This window comes from Humibacillus xanthopallidus (genome assembly GCF_006716675.1).
In the GTDB taxonomy this organism is placed as follows: domain Bacteria; phylum Actinomycetota; class Actinomycetes; order Actinomycetales; family Dermatophilaceae; genus Humibacillus; species Humibacillus xanthopallidus_B.
On the sequence record NZ_VFPM01000001.1, the window covers coordinates 1,193,473 to 1,210,212 of the forward strand.

General features: G+C 70.1%; 11 protein-coding genes. All 11 read right to left on the reverse strand.

Features of this window, described 5'->3' with window-relative positions; all coding sequences use genetic code 11:
• Positions 1–65: 65 nt before the first annotated feature.
• The gene (locus tag FBY41_RS05125; RefSeq protein ID WP_141842268.1) at positions 66–1,295 is read right to left on the reverse strand and encodes an alpha/beta fold hydrolase; all 1,230 of its coding nucleotides are present in this window, start codon (positions 1,293–1,295) and stop codon (positions 66–68) included.
• A 98-nt stretch (positions 1,296–1,393) separates the two neighbouring features.
• Complete coding sequence (argS, locus tag FBY41_RS05130; RefSeq protein ID WP_141842269.1) at positions 1,394–3,154, reverse strand: arginine--tRNA ligase; 1,761 nt, start codon at positions 3,152–3,154, stop codon at positions 1,394–1,396.
• Positions 3,155–3,286: 132 nt separating this feature from the next.
• Positions 3,287–4,924, reverse strand: a complete 1,638-nt coding sequence (locus tag FBY41_RS05135; RefSeq protein WP_141842270.1) for a sunset domain-containing protein — start codon at positions 4,922–4,924, stop codon at positions 3,287–3,289.
• A 139-nt stretch (positions 4,925–5,063) separates the two neighbouring features.
• Positions 5,064–6,707: an AMP-binding protein gene (locus FBY41_RS05140; RefSeq protein ID WP_141842271.1), complete on the reverse strand. Its 1,644-nt coding sequence runs from the start codon at positions 6,705–6,707 to the stop codon at positions 5,064–5,066.
• 119 nt (positions 6,708–6,826) lie between these two features.
• The gene (locus FBY41_RS05145) at positions 6,827–7,747 is read right to left on the reverse strand and encodes an alpha/beta fold hydrolase (protein ID WP_260439568.1); all 921 of its coding nucleotides are present in this window, start codon (positions 7,745–7,747) and stop codon (positions 6,827–6,829) included.
• A 164-nt stretch (positions 7,748–7,911) separates the two neighbouring features.
• Positions 7,912–9,927 carry a LuxR family transcriptional regulator gene (locus tag FBY41_RS05150; RefSeq protein WP_141842272.1) on the reverse strand — a complete coding sequence of 672 codons (2,016 nt, stop codon included), beginning with the start codon at positions 9,925–9,927 and terminating at the stop codon, positions 7,912–7,914.
• Positions 9,928–10,226: 299 nt separating this feature from the next.
• The gene (locus FBY41_RS05155; RefSeq protein ID WP_141842273.1) at positions 10,227–10,820 is read right to left on the reverse strand and encodes a hypothetical protein; all 594 of its coding nucleotides are present in this window, start codon (positions 10,818–10,820) and stop codon (positions 10,227–10,229) included.
• Positions 10,817–12,022, reverse strand: a complete 1,206-nt coding sequence (locus FBY41_RS05160; protein WP_141842274.1) for an AI-2E family transporter — start codon at positions 12,020–12,022, stop codon at positions 10,817–10,819. The genes FBY41_RS05155 and FBY41_RS05160 overlap by 4 nt, the downstream gene beginning before the upstream one ends.
• A gap of 12 nt (positions 12,023–12,034) precedes the next feature.
• Complete coding sequence (gene gntH, locus FBY41_RS05165) at positions 12,035–13,171, reverse strand: guanitoxin biosynthesis MBL fold metallo-hydrolase GntH (protein ID WP_141842275.1); 1,137 nt, start codon at positions 13,169–13,171, stop codon at positions 12,035–12,037.
• 28 nt (positions 13,172–13,199) lie between these two features.
• Positions 13,200–14,894 carry a SulP family inorganic anion transporter gene (locus FBY41_RS05170; protein WP_141842276.1) on the reverse strand — a complete coding sequence of 565 codons (1,695 nt, stop codon included), beginning with the start codon at positions 14,892–14,894 and terminating at the stop codon, positions 13,200–13,202.
• A 77-nt stretch (positions 14,895–14,971) separates the two neighbouring features.
• The gene (locus tag FBY41_RS05175) at positions 14,972–16,720 is read right to left on the reverse strand and encodes a SulP family inorganic anion transporter (RefSeq protein ID WP_141842277.1); all 1,749 of its coding nucleotides are present in this window, start codon (positions 16,718–16,720) and stop codon (positions 14,972–14,974) included.
• Positions 16,721–16,740: the final 20 nt, after the last annotated feature.

The window sequence follows — 16,740 nt, forward strand, 5'->3', positions numbered from 1 at the left end:
CCAACCCACTGACCAACCCACTGACCAACCCACTGACCAGCCGACCCGGTGCTCCCCGTCGACGTTCAGCTGCGTGAGCCGTCCGAAGGCGCGTCCTCGGCGAGGAAGCGGTCGATCTCGCGCAGGAAGTGCTCCCACGCTGGTTCGTCCGGCTGCATCAGGTGGTTGCGCGTGTCGAGGGGCACGAGGCGGCTTCCTCGAATGCCGCTGGCGAGTTCGAGCCCCTGCCGGAACGGGATTCGCAGGTCCTGACGACCGTGCAGGATCAACGTCGGGACGGTGATCTGCGACAGCCTGGCACTGACGTCCATGGCGGTGGACACACGGTTGAGCCGGAACGCGTTCTGCGCAGACGTCGTTCGCCGCATCAGCACGGCGAAGTCGCTCCACAGCTGAGGGGGTGCATCGGCCATGAAGGTGGAGGAGAAGAAGACGCGGAAGGAAGGGTCGTCGCGTCCCCACCCGATGCGGATCAACTCGCTCTGCAGCTCTGCCTCGTGACGCTCCTCCGGGGTGGTCGCCCGGGCAAGCCGCCCCTTGACGAACGTCCCCACGAGCACGAGGTGGGAAACGCGCTCGGGGTGGCGGGCGGCATACTCGATCGCCACGGGGCCGCCCTGGGAGACTCCCATGAGCGGGAAGCGCTCGAGCCCCACCTCGTCGACAACCGTCTCGAGGTCTCGGACGAACGCCTCGAACGAGATGTCCTCGGGGTCGGGGTCCGACAGCCCGCAACCCCGCTCGTCGTAGCGCACCAGCATGCGGTCCTGAGAGAGACCATCGAGCCAGTGCCGCCAGATCGGACTCTCCCAGTCGTAGTCGAGGTGCGTGACCCAGTGGGCCGCCCGGACGAGGGGAGGCCCCTGTCCGACCGTCGCGTACGCGACGCGCACGCCGTCCGAGGCAGTGCAGAAGCGGATGTGCTGCTCGAGCCGTCTGACGTCAGGCGTCGGTGCGCGCAGGGTGGGTGTCGCGGCCCCGCCGGGCTCCACGGTCACGTCTGCGACCCAGCGGTAGCCTCGCCCGTGCACGGTCTTGATGACCGACTGCATGATGCCGTCGTCACCGACGACCTGCCGCGCGGCCTTGATGCGGCTGGTCAGCGTCGACTCGCTGACGAAGCGGTCACCCCAGATCGTGTCGAGCAGCTCGGTCTTCGGCACGACGCGCTCCCGGTTGAGCACGAGGTGGCTGAGGACGTCGAAGACCTGCGGCTGGACGTGCAGCGACGTCCCACCGCGTTCGAGCAGGAAGCGGTCGGTGTCGATGACGACATCCCCGAAGGAGAACCGCACCCGCGACATTGTCGCAGGCAGCGCGCCCGTGGCACAGGCAAACGCGACTGCACCGCTGCGGTATGCCGTGCGGCCGGCCCACGCACCGGCCGCACGGTTCACATCTGGTCGGGCGCCTCGAGGCCGAGCAGGTCGAGACCCGTCGTCATGACCCGGAAGACGACGGCGCACAGCGAGAGGCGCGACTCGCGCACGTCGTCGCTGTCGGCCTTGAGCACGGGGCAGTTCTCGTAGAACGCCGAGAAGGACTGCGCGAGCTCGAAGAGGTAGGCGCACAGCCGGTGCGGCTCGTACTCGTCGCCCACCTCGGCCACGACGTCGCCGAAGCCGAGCAGGTGCTGGGCGAGGGCCCGCTCCTGCGGCTCGCCGACGCGGATCGGGGCGCGCTGGTCGGCCGGGTCCATCGCGACCTGCCGGAAGATCGAGCGGATCCGCGCGACGACGTACTGCAGGTACGGCCCCGTGTTGCCGGTCAGGGCGACCATGCGGTCGAGGTCGAAGACGTACTCGCTGTTGTGCGCCACGGAGAGGTCGGCGTACTTCACCGCGCCGATGCCGATCTGGCGGGCGATCGTCGCCTTGACCGCGTCGTCGAGGTCGGGCCTGGCCTCGTCGATGACGGCGCGGGCCTTCTCGACGGCCTCGTCGAGCAGCATCATGAGCCGCAGCGGCTTGCCAGAGCGGGTCTTGAGGATCTTGCGGTCCTCACCGAGCACGTTGCCGATCTGCACGTGCACCGGCACGACGTCGTCGGGCAGCCAGCCGGCCTTGCGGGCGGTGTCCCACACCATGTTGAGGTGCAGGGCCTGCGGAGCCCCGATGACGTAGAGCACGCGGTGGGCCTTGAGGTCGTGCACCCGGTAGCGGATCGTCGCGAGGTCGGTCGTGGCGTAGCCGTAGCCACCGTCGGACTTGCGGATGATGAGCGGCACGGGCTTGCCCTCGCGGCCGGTGTAGCCGTCGAGGAAGACGCAGAGGGCGCCGTCGGACATCGTCGCGATGCCGGCCGCCTCGAGCTCGTCGCAGAGCGAGCCGAGCACGGCGTTGTAGGTCGACTCGCCCGCGAGGTCGAGGTCGGTCAGCGTGATGCCGAGGGTCGAGTAGACCTTGTTGAAGTAGGTCTTCGAGAGGTCGACGAGCTCCTGCCAGAGGGCGAGGGTGTCGGGGTCGCCGGCCTGGAGCGCGACGACCCGGGTGCGAGCGCGGGTGTTGAAATCGCCTGCGCTGCCTGCCGGCTCGGCCTTCTCGGCGAGGTCGAACTTGACTCGGGCGGCCTGGTAGAAGGCGTTGGGGTCGGTGACGAGCAGCTCGGCCTCGGCGGAGTCCTTGCCGACGTCGAGGAGGTGCTCGATGAGCATGCCGAAGGGGGTGCCCCAGTCGCCGATGTGGTTCTGCCGCACGACGTTGTGGCCGAGGTGCTCGAGGGTGCGGGCGAGGGCATCGCCGACGACCGTCGTGCGCAGGTGCCCGACGTGCATCTCCTTGGCCACGTTGGGCGCGGAGTAGTCGATGGGGATGTTCTCGCGCTCCTGGAGCGGCACCCCGGTGCGCTCGTCGGCGGCGACCTCCTGCAGGAGCGCGGCGAGCCAGGCATTCGAGAACGTCAGGTTGATGAAGCCCGGGCCGCTCACCTCGACCGCATCGCACACACCGTCGACGTCGAGCGCGTCGACGATCTTCGCGGCGACCTCGCGCGGCGGCATACCGACCTGCTTGGCGAGCGCCAGCGCGGCGTTGACCTGCACGTCGGCGAACTGCGACGGGCGCAGCACCGGGTCGGCCTCGCGAAAGGACTCGCCGAGCGCGGCGGCGATCGCGGACTGGACCCTGGGCGTGAGCGCGACGAGCGGTGAAACCATGCGGGCAAGTCTAGGTGCGGGCCGACGGTGGTCGCGCCGCCGTTTCTCGCGCCACGGGGGCACGACGACGGGCAGGTCGCGCGTGGCGACCTGCCCGTCGGGGTGTCGAGCCGGCCCGGTGGGCCCGGGCGGCTACTCGCCCTGCTTGCGGAAGCCCGCGCGCCGCGCCGACTCCTCGTTGTAGAACCAGACGTCCGGCTGCGCGTCGTCGTAGCCCTCGTCGCCGGGGAGCAGGAACGTGTTGCCGTCACGGCTCGCCTTGACCTCGTGGCCGAGCGGCTGCACGCCCCCCTCGAGTGGCGCCGCCGACCCGATGCCGAAGCCGCCGTCGACGACCTCCTCGAAGGTCGAGACCCGCGGCCCCGACTGCTGCGGCTCGTCGTGGACGGAGTCGTCTGAGACGTCGGAGTCGTCGGCGTGGTCCGCACCGCCGTCGATCTCGGTCTCCGTCGACGGGTCCATGCGAGAGCCGAGCGCGCCCTCGGTCGCCTGCCCCTCCTCGGCGCCGGTCTGCGGGTCGGTCTCGGGCTCGGGCGCGGGCGTGCCCGAGGTCGTCGCCCACGGCTGGCCGCGGTGGTCGCCCGGATCGTCGTCGGGCGTGCCCTGCTCGCTCACGTAGTCGGCACGGTCCTCGAGCGCCGGCACCGAGACGGTCTCCTCGGTGTCGTCGCGCACGAGCAGCCCGTGGTCGTCGTACTCCGGCTCCACCGGACCCTGGTCGGCGTCGGTGCCTGAGGGCGCGGTGTCGTCGGAGGGCGCCGCATCGGTGCCTGAGGGCGCGGTGTCGTCGGAGGGCGCCGCATCGGTCCGGTCGTCCTCGTCGTCGCTGCGTGCTGCCCAGCCGACGGCCGCACCCGTGCCGGCCGCTGCTGCTGCACCGGTCGCCGAGGAGCCTTCCCAGTCGGTCTCGCTCGTCGCCCGGGCCGTGGACTCGTCGCGAGCCGTCTCATCGCGGGCCGTCTCGTCGCGGGCCGTCTCGTCGCGGGCCGTCTGGTCGCGAGCCGTCTCGTCGCGGGCCGTCTCGTCGCGGGTGGTCGTGTCGTCGTTGCTCACGTCGTCCCTGCTCTCGTGGGGGGTGTGGTCAACGGTCTCCGTACCCACCGTCGAGTCGTCCCACGCCGAGTCCGTCGACGCGTCAGCCGTCTCGGCCTCCTCGTGAGAAGCATTGGTGGCGAAGGGGTTCTCCGCGTCGGCGAGGTCGGGCTCGTCGTCGTCGCGCAGGAAGGGCGCCGAGGCTGCCGCGGCGGCGGCGCCGGTCGCCACGACCGGAGCAGCGTGGGCGGCGCCTTCGGGGTCCTGTCCGGGGAGGCGCTGTCCCGACTCGTCGAGCCGGTAGCCCTCGGCATCGGTGCGCACGTCGGGGTCGATGAGGTCGGCGTTGCGCTCGAGCTCGACGAGCGACGACTGGGCCTCCGCGGCCTCCGCGGCGTGCTTCTGGGCGTGCTCCTCGAGGCGGCGCGCCTCGGCAGCCTTCTCCTGCGCCTGCTCCTCCAGCTGCCGGGCCTCGGCTGCCTTGCGCTCGGCCTCGGCCGCCGTGCGCTCCGCCTCGGTGCGTGCATCCGCGGCGATCGCGCCCGTCACCGATGCGCGGTCGGCGGTCTGCTGCAGGTGCGGCGCGTGCTCGTCGATCCGAGCCCGCAGCTCGCCTGCCTCGAAACGCCGGTGCTCCAGCTCACGACGCTTCCTCGCGTTCATGAAGAGACTGATGATCACTGCGACGACGACAACGACGACGACGATCGCCAGGATCAGCTTGGTGGTGTCCGACATTCCATTCCCCTTCGGGTCAACGGTCCTCACGACCACTTCCCCCGAAACCTACTGCCCGGGAGGCCCTCCCGGCACAGCGGCACCGCCCCGGTTCACGGGGGTGCATACCCACGGCCCGGCGCGGTGCACGCGGTCGACCTCAGAGCAGGCCCAGCCGCTCGGCCGTCACCTCCCGCATCTCGACCTTGCGGATCTTGCCCGTCACGGTCATCGGGAACTCCTCGACGATCTCCACGTAGCGCGGGATCTTGTAGTGGGCGAGCTGACCCGTGCAGAACTCTCGCAGCGACTCGGCGGTGAGCGGTGCCGCGCCCTCCTTCATCCGGATCCACGCACAGAGCTCCTCGCCGTACTTCGCGTCGGGCACCCCGATGACCTGGGCGTCGAGGATGTCGGGGTGGGTGTAGAGGAACTCCTCGATCTCGCGCGGATAGACGTTCTCGCCGCCTCGGATGACCATGTCCTTGATGCGGCCGGTGATCTCGACGTACCCGTCGTCGTGCATGACACCGATGTCGCCGGTGTGCATCCACCCGTCCTCGATGGCCTCGGCCGTCTTGTCCGGCTGCTCCCAGTAGCCGAGCATCACGGAGTAGCCCTTGGTCATGAACTCGCCGGCCTTGCCCCGCGGCAGCGTCTCGCCCGTCACCGGATCGGCGATCTTGATCTCGAGGTGCGGCCCGACCCGCCCGACCGTTCCCACCTTCTGGTCGAAGGTGTCGTCGGTGCGGTTCTGGGTCGAGACCGGCGAGGTCTCGGTCATGCCGTAGCAGATCGTCATCTCCTCGATGCCCGAGGCGATGAGCTTCTTCATCAGCTCTGCGGGACAAGGAGATCCGGCCATGATGCCGGTGCGCACGGTCGACAGGTCGTAGTCCGCGAAGTTCGGCAGGTTCCACTCGGCGATGAACATCGTCGGCACGCCGTAGAGCGAGGTGACCTTCTCGTCCTGGGTGGCCTGCAGCGTCACCGCCGGGTCGAAGCCCGGGGCAGGGATCACCATGCAGGCGCCGTGGGTCGTGCAGGCGAGGTTTCCCATGACCATGCCGAAGCAGTGGTAGAACGGCACCGGGATGCACACCCGGTCGGCCTCCGTGTAGTCGCAGAGCTCGCCGACGAAGTAGCCGTTGTTGAGGATGTTGCGATGGCTGAGCGTCGCACCCTTCGGGAATCCCGTTGTGCCAGAGGTGTACTGGATGTTGATCGGGTCGGTGTTCTTCAGACCTGCCTGTATGCCGCTCAGCTCGCTCTCCGACACCTCGTCGGCCCGGGCGAGCAGCTCGTCCCAGTCGGACGTGCCGATGTAGATGACGCGCTCGAGGCCATCGACCTCGTCACGCACCTCGTCGACCATCTGGCGGTAGTTGCTCGTCTTGAATGACTCGGCTGAGATCAGCGTCGAGATGCCGGCCTGGCCGAGGACGTACTGCAGCTCGTGCGACCGGTAGCTGGGATTGATGTTGACGAGGACCGCGCCCATCTTGGCGGTCGCGAACTGCACGAGCGTCCACTCCGAGCAGTTGGGGGCCCAGATGCCCACGCGGTCGCCGGTCTTGACCCCGACGGCGAGCAGAGCGCGAGCGAGCCGGTCGACGTCAGCCCGCAGCTCGGCATACGTCCAGCGGCGACCCTGGGCGACGTCGACGAGTGCCTCACGGTCACCGAAGCGGCGCACGGTGTCGTCGAAGTTGTCGCCGATGGTCTGCTCGATGAGGGCCGGCTCGGACTCGCCACGGGTGTGCGAGAGCGTCGGGTCGAGGGTCTCGAGCGGAGCGTCGGTCATCGGTGGCCTCTCGGGCGTGCGGCGGTGGACGGGCCCTGGACGGGTCTCACCACACCCAACTCCGGGCTCGCCCGTGGCGCAAGAGAGAGGCGCCGAAGTGGAGCGAACTCACATCCCCATCACGGAGAACCGGGCAGGTGCTCTCCGCGGTGTATCTCGTAGGCGCGCGCCTGCCCCGGCGACTCCGGGTCGTCGATGATCGGCTCGTCCTTCATGAACTGCCGGATGACGTTGGCGAGCTCGCCCGGGTGGCTGAAGTTGATGGCGTGCGCCGCACCGTCGATGACGACGAGCAGCACCGAGTTCGCCGTGCGTCCGGCGACCTCCTTCACCCGCGCGGGGCCCGGCATCAGCGGGTCCGACCTGCCGAGGACGACGAGGGTCGGCACGTCGATCTCGAGAAGGCGCTCGAGGGCGGGGAACTGCGTCAGGGCCCGGAAGAGGCGCATCGTGCTCGGCACCCCGAAGCGCAGGTAGTCGGGCACCGCGACCTTGATGAGGCTTGGCGGCTCTCGCACCGAGTCGACCATCAGCTGCCCGAGCGCCCTGCCGAGCGGCTGGTTGTGCAGACCCCCGGCGGGGGCGACGAGGACCGCTCGCTCGAGTCGCTCGGGGTAGTGGTACGCGAAGTCGCAGATGACCGCGCAGCCCATCGAGTTGCCGACCATCGTCGTCGTGGCGACCTGCCGCTCGTCGAGGAAGGAGGCGGCGGCGTGGGCCAGCCCTTCGACCCCGAGGGGAGTCGGGCTGCGGCCGCTCCGACCGAAGCCGGGCAGGTCGGGCACCAGGGTGTGGAAGTCGTCTGCCAGCAGCTCGGCCGTCGGCACGAGGTAGCTGCCGGAGAGCCCGAAGCCGTGCAGGTGCGTCATCGTCGACGCCCCGGGCGGCCCGGGTGACTCGCGGTAGTGCAGCTTGACCCCGTCGACGGTGGTCCAGCGCTGAGCCAGGGCCGATGGCCGACCCGGGCGACGCCGGAGCCTCAGGCGGTGGCGCGTCGCGGCGGGTGCAGCGTGGCCGGTGTCGCCAATGTCGTCGGGCACCTCGGGACCCCTCCCTCTCGGATCACCCGATCCTCACTCTTGCCACCCGTGGCTAGCGTCACCCCCGGCGGGTGACTTGCACTGGGGCGAGACACCGGCTGCGCTGTGCCGACGTGCTGCGGGGCCGTCTTCTGCCAGAACAGTGCATTGCTTCGGGCGTCCGGTCAGCCAATCGGGGGTGACTCGACCAGGCCGAGGGCCCGGGCGCGGTCGACGGTTTCGTCGCGAGTGGTGGTGCCGAGCTTGCGGTAGGTGGCCAGCGCGTGGGTCTTCACGGTGTTCTTCGAGACGAAGAGGTGCTCGCCGATCTGCGGGAGGGTCAAGCGACTCGGTAGGTACTGGAGGACCCGAAGCTCAGCCGGTGTCAGCGTTCCGGGGGAGATTCCCTCGGCGCGAACGTTCCGTAGCAGCGTCTCGGTCCTGACGAGGAAGTCCTCGAGCAGGGAGCCCGTGAGATCCGCTGTCATGTGGCTCCTGGCTTCAGTGCACAGCATGCGAGCCAGAGCGCCGTCGTCGAGCAGGAGAGCCACCCGGGTCTGGACCAGGGGTCCGGCGACAGCGAACCACGGGGCGATCTGGCGCACCTGGCCGGAGAGCCGGAGCGCCGTGCCCAAGGTCACCCGCGCGTCGTCCTTGCTTCCCCGCGCCGCCTGCAACAGGGCCGTCGCGGTGATGCACATGGCGGAGGTGGCGAGGCGCTGGAGCTGGTGCCGGTGCACGAGATCACCAGCCCGGGCGATGAGCGGCGCCCCACGAGCCCAGTCCTCTCCCATCAGGGCCACGAGGCCCTGCCAGGCCAGAGCATTGGCCTCGATGACGTGCACTCCCAGCGCGTGGGCCAGTCGTTCGGCCTCCATGAGGCTCGCCAGGCCCTCCTCGATGTGGCCGGTCAGGGTGAGAGCCACGCCCTCGTTGTGGAACGCCGCGGCCCGGAAGCCCGAATCGTGGGGGAGGCACTTCTGGATGCCACGACACAGCTCGATCGTGCCCTGCAGCCCTCGATTGCCGACGAGGACGTAGATGGCTGCGAGAGAGGCCGAGTAGGCGTCGCTCCCGGCACGCTGAGGCCAGTCCGGGCCGGCGTGCTCGTCGGCGGTCAGCAGCCAGCGCGTCATGCGGGCCGGGTCACCGGACTGCAGCCCCAGCCACGCCGCCGAGAGGGTGAGCCACGGGTCCGAGGCGATCTGGCGCTCGTCGAGGGCCGCGAGCCACGTGCGCAGTCGGTCAGGATGACCGGAGGCGATGCACGCGGGCACCCCTGCCCAGACCAGGCGGCTCACCAGGGGCAGGTCGCCAGCCGCCTGAGCGTGCCGGATGGCGGCGTCCCAATCGCCGGCTGCCTCGTACCAGCTGCTCGCCCGCCGGTGCAGCTCCGGCTCGAGCCACGGTTCCTGCTCCGTGAGCTCGACCCGCAGGGCGTCCACGAGCAGGTGGTGGTAGCGATAGTGCTTGCCGCTGCCGTCGAGGGGGACGACGAGCTGCAGCCGTTGCGCCAGGTCGGCGAGCAGGCGCGCGGAGTCCTGCCGAGAGACCAGGGCATCGCAGAGGTGGACGTCGAGCTCGTCGACGACCGAGGTGCGCCGGAGGAACTCGCGAGTCCGGGGGCGCAGGCCGGTGAGCACCTCAGCGCGCAGGTAGTCGAGCACGTAGCGGTCGGAGCCGGTGGGAGTGACGACGGGCGTGGGTTCGCTGCCGCGGCTGGCGGCCAGGGCCATGAGGTAGAGCCCCACGGGCCAGCCCTCGCAGCGATCGATGAGGGCGCCTGCTTCGTCCTCGGCCAGCGCGACGCCCATCGTCGAGAGCAGGTGGCGGCTCTCGTCGTCGCGGAAGGCGAGGTCCGAGGGGCCGATCTCGACCATTCGTCCTTCGGAACGCGTGCGGGCGACCCATTGCGGCAGTGCAGACCGGCTGAGCAGAGCCAGCTGCGAGCCTGGAGGGATGCCCTCGGCAACGGCCTGAAGGACCGCATGACAATCGGGCTCGGTGAGGAGGTGGACGTCGTCGACCACCAGCACATAGCGACCCTGCGGCTGGAGCGCGAGGCGGGTGAGCGCGGGCAGCGTGACCGCCGAGAATCGCGGCTCGGCGCCTGTGAGCACCGTGCGGGTGTCTTCCGTGTCGGCTCCCAGGGACTGCAGCGCGTCGACCAGTCGAAGCGCAAGCACCGCGGGGTCGTTCATGAACCGGGCGACCCGGACAGTGGCATGGGGCCGTCGATCGTCCTCAGCCCACTGTGCCGCCAGGGTGGTCTTGCCGAAACCGGCTCCGGCCCTGATGACCACGAGCGGCTGCGCGCCCCCCTGCGCAAGCCGCGACAGCAGTGGCCCGCGTCGGACGCGGACGTTGGCGGTCGCTCTTGCTGTGAGTCTGCCTTCGGGCACGTCGCGATCGTACGGCCATGGCCGAACGGGCGTGGGCGAGTTGCGTGGCCCGACGGGTGTCAGAACGGCACACGGGAGATCGTGGCCCGAGGATGACCTCAGCGCACCGTGCTGCCCGTCCCGGGTGAGCAGTTCTCGGGTGCGTAGTTTCCGCTGATGGTGAAGTCCTCACACGTGAGCAGCCGTGGGTGCTGGGTGCCGAGACCGAAGGACACCAGCATGAGCAAGGACACCACGATCGCGGCGGCCAGTGCTCGCTTGCCGCGAAGGCGCTCCGCTCCCGGGATGAGCAGGCGCACCAGGATCGCCGCCATGGCCGGCAGCCCCACCACGGTGATGACGACCCCGAACCAGAAGAGCACCTGGTAGATGCCCGAGGTCCCACCCACCGGCAGGATCCAGGCGAGCACGACCCACAACGATGGCAGCAGCAGTGCGAGCACCTGGGGTCGGGCCCAGATCCGCGGCCCCTTGGAGACCCCGAGGGCGAGGAACACCGAGGTGGCCGTCGCCCACAAGGACAGGTGCTGCTCGAAGAAGACGACGCCGTAGACACCCATGGTGAAGGCCGGCCACGACCCCAGGGCTGCGCCGGCCAGGCACGCGGCCGCGAGCTGGCGGCCCTCGCCGTCGAGGAGGCCGATGCTCTTGGGCGCCTGCTCCTCGGCCGGAGGGGTCGGGTCGGTGGTCACGGGGTTTCCACCGCCTCGGGGGCGGGCCGGTGCGCAGGAACCGGTCGCGCGTCAGTCCGGGGTGGGTGACCTGACTCGTCTGTCGTGGCGGGTGTCCTGGCCGTGTGAGGGACGGCGCCGAAGATGCCTTCCTTCTGCAGGCGCCCGAACGCGTTGACGCCGGCCGAGGTCAGTGGCGCGGCCAGGATGGCTCCCATGACGCCGAAGAGCATGGTGGCGGTCGTCACGGCGAGCAGGACGGCGAGAGGGTGCAGCCGCAGCCGAGTGCCGAACGCGAACGGCTCGACGAGGTTCTGGATGGTGTTGTTCGCGAGAAGGACGATGGCGAGCATGGCGAGGGCGTCCCCCAGCCCACCTGAGCCGTACGCGATGAGGGTGGCGAAGGCGCCGGCCACGAAGGCACCGAGGTAGGGCACGTAGCTCGTCACGAACGACACGAGGGCGATCGTGCCGGCGAGGGGCACGCCGAGCACCCAGGCGCCGACGAGGACCACTGCCGCGTTGGCCGCACCGATGATGGTCAGGCCCATGGCGTACCCGCGAAAGGCGAGGACGGTGTCGTCGAGGATGCTGCGGCCGACCGGAGCAGGCAGACCGAGGTGTCCGGCGGTCCAGCCCGTGATCTGTGACCAGTCCTTGAGGAGGAACAGCAGCATGAAGAGGGCGAGCACGCACCCGACGACGAAGCCGCTCGCCGAGCTGAACAAGGACCCGATGACCCCGTGGAGGAGCAGGCTGACGACCCCCTGCACGAGAGCCGGAAGCTCGCTGGTTCCCTCGGCGGCACCGGTGGCCGCGGTGTCGGCCTGTTGCAGGGAGCTGTCGACCTGAGCCATGATCTCGTCGCTCTGGCTGACCAGCCCGGCAATGATGACCGCGACCACGGCAACGACCAGGGCCAGGCTGGCGATGAGCACGAGGGTGGCGCCGAGCCACCGAGGAACCCGCCACCGCTCGAGGCGGTCGGTCAGCGGCACCAGCAGCGCCGCCAGCACGGCCGCAACCACGAGCGGTATCGCGACCTCGGCGACCAGGGCGGTGAGCAGCAGGGCGAGGGCCAGCACACACGCCACGCCCAGGATGAGCCACGCGGCCACACCCACGGATCGCAGCCACGGGGTCGTCGGCGCGGACGCGATGCCTCGCTGGGCGGCGGCCGCCACTCGGCCCGGGCCGGCTTCACCCGTGTGGACCTTGCCCATGGAACCCTCCCGCTAGTCCGAGATGAGCGCGTCGGCCCACCACGCCGGCGGGGGCTTCGGCGCCGACATCGGCGGGCCGGTGACCTTCGTCGGGCCCACCACGGGCCACGCGTAGGGGTCGATGGTGACCTGCCCCGTGGTGATGCCGTCCTTGGTGATGGTGAAGCGGGTGAGGTCCTGCGCGATGGTGACGGGTCCGTCGTAGCGCGTGCGCATGTCGGTCATCACGGGCCCGACCGTCTCGTGGTCGACGGCCAGGTGCCACATGACCGACATCCGCGCGCCGGCACGGGCGAACACGCCACCCACGGCCGCCGGGCTGGTGTGCACCCCGTTGACGATCTGCTCGGCGAAGGGCAACGGGACGCCAGCCTTCGTGGCGTAGACGCTCGCGGAGGGGAACGTCTCGTGGATGAGCAGGTCGGCCCCGTCACAGGCGTGCACCAGGGTGTGGCTCGGCCGGGTGTCGCCGGAGAAGACGACGCTCAACCCGTTGTAGTCGACTCGGTACCCGACGGCTCCGTTGAGGATGTGGATGACGGGAAACGACGAGACCTGAACGCCGTTGCGGTCGTACACGATCGACGTGGTTTCGAAGGGCACCTCGTTGACCTCGGTGTGCGCGCCGGACTGACCGGGGTGCCCGCACAGCGACTCCATGTCCCAGGCGTGCGCGGTTTCGAGGTGTTGGGCATAGGCGCGGGTCCCCAGCTCGGGCCGCTCGCCGCCGGGACCCCAGAGCTCGACCGGATCACGGCGGCCGGCCTTTGCGAGGCTCCACACCAGGGTCGGTACGTCGCCGACATGGTCGGCGTGCAGGTGCGTCAGGAACACCTTCGTGGTGTCGGTGACCGGCAGGTGCAGGCCGTTGAAGTTCGCCAGCGCCCCGGACCCCAGGTCGAAGAAGAAGAAGTCTCCCTGCTCGTTCCCGACCTCGATGAGAACGGATGCGGAGGCTTGGGAACGGTTGACGAAGGGGTCGCCGCTGCCGAGGATCGTCACCCGGATGGCCCCGTCGGGCACGGCCCCGCCCCCGACCACGTCCGTCGGCTCCGGGCCGCCTCTCGGCTCTCCCACGACAGGCGTGGTGGTGAGCGATGCTCCCCCGTCGTACGCCAGCTCGGTCAGGTCGTTGATCTCGTGGTTCATCGCAGGTTCCCTTCGGTGTGGAGTGTGGTCATCGTCGTTGCCGATCAGTGAGGGCGTCCGCGACCGACGGATACGCGCTTTTCATCCCGGCCAGCGACTCGAGCGACAGCCGTGAGGCGTACTCGCGGACCCGCGTGTGGACCGCCGCGAAGAGCACCTCGACTCCGGCTGCCTGCACGTCGTCGAGGAACCGGGCGAGCACCGTGGCTGCCGTCACGTCGATCTCGTACGTCGCCTCGAAGTCGAGGACGAGGAGGTCGGGCTGGGGGCGGCTGGCGCGGATGTCGTGTCTCAGCTGCTCGATCACCGGGTCGACGTTCGCGAAGACGAGCGGCCCGTCCACGCGGACGACGAGCGCGCCCGGCACCCCCACCGCCTCCGGGAAGGCCTCGATGTCGACGAACCCGCGGTCGGGGTGCCGCCCGAGGAGCGCGACGTGCGGCTGGCCCAGGCGCTGGAGGAGCAGGACGAGGCTGAGGACCAGGCCGATGATGATCCCGGCGGTCACGTCGATGAGCACGACACCGAGGAAGGCCGAGAGCGCGAGCCAGAAGTCGGGCACGCGGATCTGACGCAGCCGCCAGATCGGGCGCGGCCGGATCGTCCCCGCCACGGCGTGGATGACGATCGCACCGAGCACCGGCTCGGGCAGCGTGGCGAAGACCCCGGTGAGGAGGAGGACGGTGAGCACCACGAGGACAGCGGTGGCGACGAACGCGAGGGGTGACTTCGATCCGCTGCTCTCGGCGGCCGCCGACTTCGACAGGCTGCCGGCGGGCGGGAAGCCCTGCAGCACCCCGGAACCGACCGAGGCAGCACCGTAGGCCAGCAGCTCCCGGTTGGCGTCGACCGTGGTGCCGTCCTTGGCGGCATACGCCTTGACGACGGCAAGGCTCTCGGCAAAGGCCACGATGACAACGGTCAGGGCGCCGGGTACGAGGGCGAGGACGTGATCGACGGTGAGGCCGCTCCACGGGACGAATGCGAAGCCCGCAGGGATCTCGCCGACAACGGCCACGCCCTTCTCCTCGAGCGACAGTGCCGGCACGAGGAGGATCGAGACGACGACGACCACGAGAGACGCTGGGACCTTCGGCGCCACGCGCTCCAGCAGGAACAGGACGGCGAGCGCACCGAGGCCGAGCACGAGCGAGGCAACACCCCAGCTGCCGACCTCGCGCAGAAGGCCCCCCAGCTGCTGGACCGTGTTCCCCTCGGGTTTCTCGAGCCCGACCAGCTTCGGAAGCTGCCCCACGGCGATGAAGAGACCGAGGCCGACGATGAAGCCGTCGAGCACCGGTTCGGCGAACAACCGGGCCAGGAAGCCCATGCGCAGCAGCCCCAGGACGATGAAGGTGAGCCCGACGAGCAGGGAGAGGACAGCCGTGAGCAGGATGTAGTCATCGCCTCCCGCCATCGCGAGGGGCGCAACCACGGTGGCTGTCAGGGCGCAGACGGTCGAGCTCGGCCCGACGAAGAGCCGGGAGGAGCCGCCGAACCAGGCGTACCCCAGCACGGCCAGCGGGACGGCATACAGCCCGAACTGCGGTGGGACCCCCGCGATCGATGCGTAGGCCATGGCCTCCGGGACGACGAGCGCCCACAAGGTCAGGCCGGCGACCACGTCTTTCGACAGCCACTTCCGGCGGTAGCCCGAGAGCCACGGGGGTGGCCGGAGCGACGTGAGTGGGCGGGCCTCGGCCTGCTCGCCTAGCTGACTCATCGGCACTCCTCCTCTCGTTCCTCAGTCTTCAGCGGCGTGATGCCGCAGGGCCTCCTCCAGCGAGGATGATCAACGGGTCACGAGGAGGTGTCTCGCTCGCGCACCGTGCAGGCGTCGACGGCGGCAGTGACCGTGCCGTGGAAGTGGTCGAGCCCGATGACGGTCTCGAGGTCGACGGCGGCGAGGCGGTCGCGCAGCTCGACGGTGACGCGGGCGAGGTGGAGCTCGATGTTGCGTTCGCGCAGACCGTCGATGATCTCGCGGAGGGCGACCTCTGCGCTCGCGTCGATGTCGCTGATGAAGGACGCGTCGAGGATGACGTGCCGAACGGGTTTCGGGGCGCCGTCGACGGCGGCCCAGAGACGCCGCTTGAAGAAGTGGGCGTTGGCGAAGAACAGCCGGTCCTGGATGCGGTAGACGACTACTCCGGGCGTGATGCCGGCGTCGGGGTGGTCGCCCACGTCGGCATAGCGGTCCTCTTGCTCGGACCAGCCGAGCACGGCATCTGCGGGTCGGGCTGCGCGACGGATGATGTCGGCGACCGAGAGCACCACCGCCACGATGATGGCTTGGAGCACGCCCACCATGACCACGCAGGCGACGGTGATCGCGGCGATGACCACCTCGACGCGGCTGCTGCGGGCCAGCTCCTTCCACTGTGCGACATCGATCAGCTTGGCCGACGCGTAGACGATGACCGCCCCCAGCACCGCGGAGGGCAGGTACTGGATGGGGCCGGTGAGGAACAGCAGGATGACGGCGATGGTGGCGGCCGAGGCGATTCCGCTCACCTGACTGGTCGCCCCCATGTCGTCGTTGACCGCTGTTCGCGACCCGCTCGTCCCCACCGGGATTCCTTGCGAGACACCGGCAGCGAGCTGGACCGTGCCGAAGGCCAGCAGCTCCTGGTTGGCGTCGACGGTCTCGTGGTGCCGGGCGGCGAACGACCGAGAGGTGAGGATGGAGTCGGAGAAGGCCACGAGGAAGACGGCCACCGCGGCAGCAGCCAGGGCGGCCAGGTCGGACGCCGAGACGTCGGGCACCTCGAGGCTGGGGAGCCCGCTCGGGACCTCGCCGGTGACCGACACACCTCGGCTGGCGAGGTCAAGGGCCCACGACACCGCGATGCCGAGGACCACCAGCACGAGCGCACCGGGGAAGCGCTTGTTGACCCGACCCGCCACGACCAGCAGCGCGACGGACAGGGCACCCACGAGCACCGTGGTCCAGTTGGCGTCGCCGACGTGGGCCAGGACGTCCGCGGCTTCGCGGATCGCGCCGTCCGCGTCGCTGGAGACACCCAGAAGCTTTCCCAGCTGTCCGAGGATCAGCACGATGGCCACGCCGGTGATGTAGCCGACGAGCACGGCCTGGGAGAAGTAGTCGGCGATCCAGCCGAGCCTGGCGAGCCGGGCGACGAGGAAGACGCCACCCACCAGGAGCGCGAGCATGGCGGCCAGTGCCGTGTACTCCGGGCTGCCCGCCGCGGCCAGTGGCGCGAGCGCGGTGGCGACGAGCAGGGCGACCGTCCCCTCCGGCCCGACCACGACCCGCGGCGCGGACCCGAAGAACGCGTACGCGAGTACGGGGAGCAGCAGGGAGTAGAGCCCGGCGCTCACCGGCACCCCAGCCAGCTCCGCGTACGCCATCGAGGACGGCAGGGCCAGGGCGGCCACCGTCACTCCGGCGACCACGTCGGTTCTGAGCCGGCCCCCGGAGTAGCCGGACATGCTCCGCGCGAACGGAACGTACCGGGTGGTCATCGGCGGTCGGCTCGCCGAGGCGAAGGCACGGCGCCCTTGGTATGCCTTGGTGAACGGTTCCACCCCTCAACGCAACCGGCCCG

Coding starts and splice junctions, on each gene's coding strand:
- argS (WP_141842269.1), bottom strand. CDS start 3,154: ATGGTTTCACCGCTCGTCGCGCTCACGCCCAGGGTCCAGTCCGCGATC.
- FBY41_RS05135 (WP_141842270.1), bottom strand. CDS start 4,924: ATGTCGGACACCACCAAGCTGATCCTGGCGATCGTCGTCGTCGTTGTC.
- FBY41_RS05140 (WP_141842271.1), bottom strand. CDS start 6,707: ATGACCGACGCTCCGCTCGAGACCCTCGACCCGACGCTCTCGCACACC.
- FBY41_RS05150 (WP_141842272.1), bottom strand. CDS start 9,927: ATGAACGACCCCGCGGTGCTTGCGCTTCGACTGGTCGACGCGCTGCAG.
- FBY41_RS05160 (WP_141842274.1), bottom strand. CDS start 12,022: ATGGGCAAGGTCCACACGGGTGAAGCCGGCCCGGGCCGAGTGGCGGCC.
- gntH (WP_141842275.1), bottom strand. CDS start 13,171: ATGAACCACGAGATCAACGACCTGACCGAGCTGGCGTACGACGGGGGA.
- FBY41_RS05170 (WP_141842276.1), bottom strand. CDS start 14,894: ATGAGTCAGCTAGGCGAGCAGGCCGAGGCCCGCCCACTCACGTCGCTC.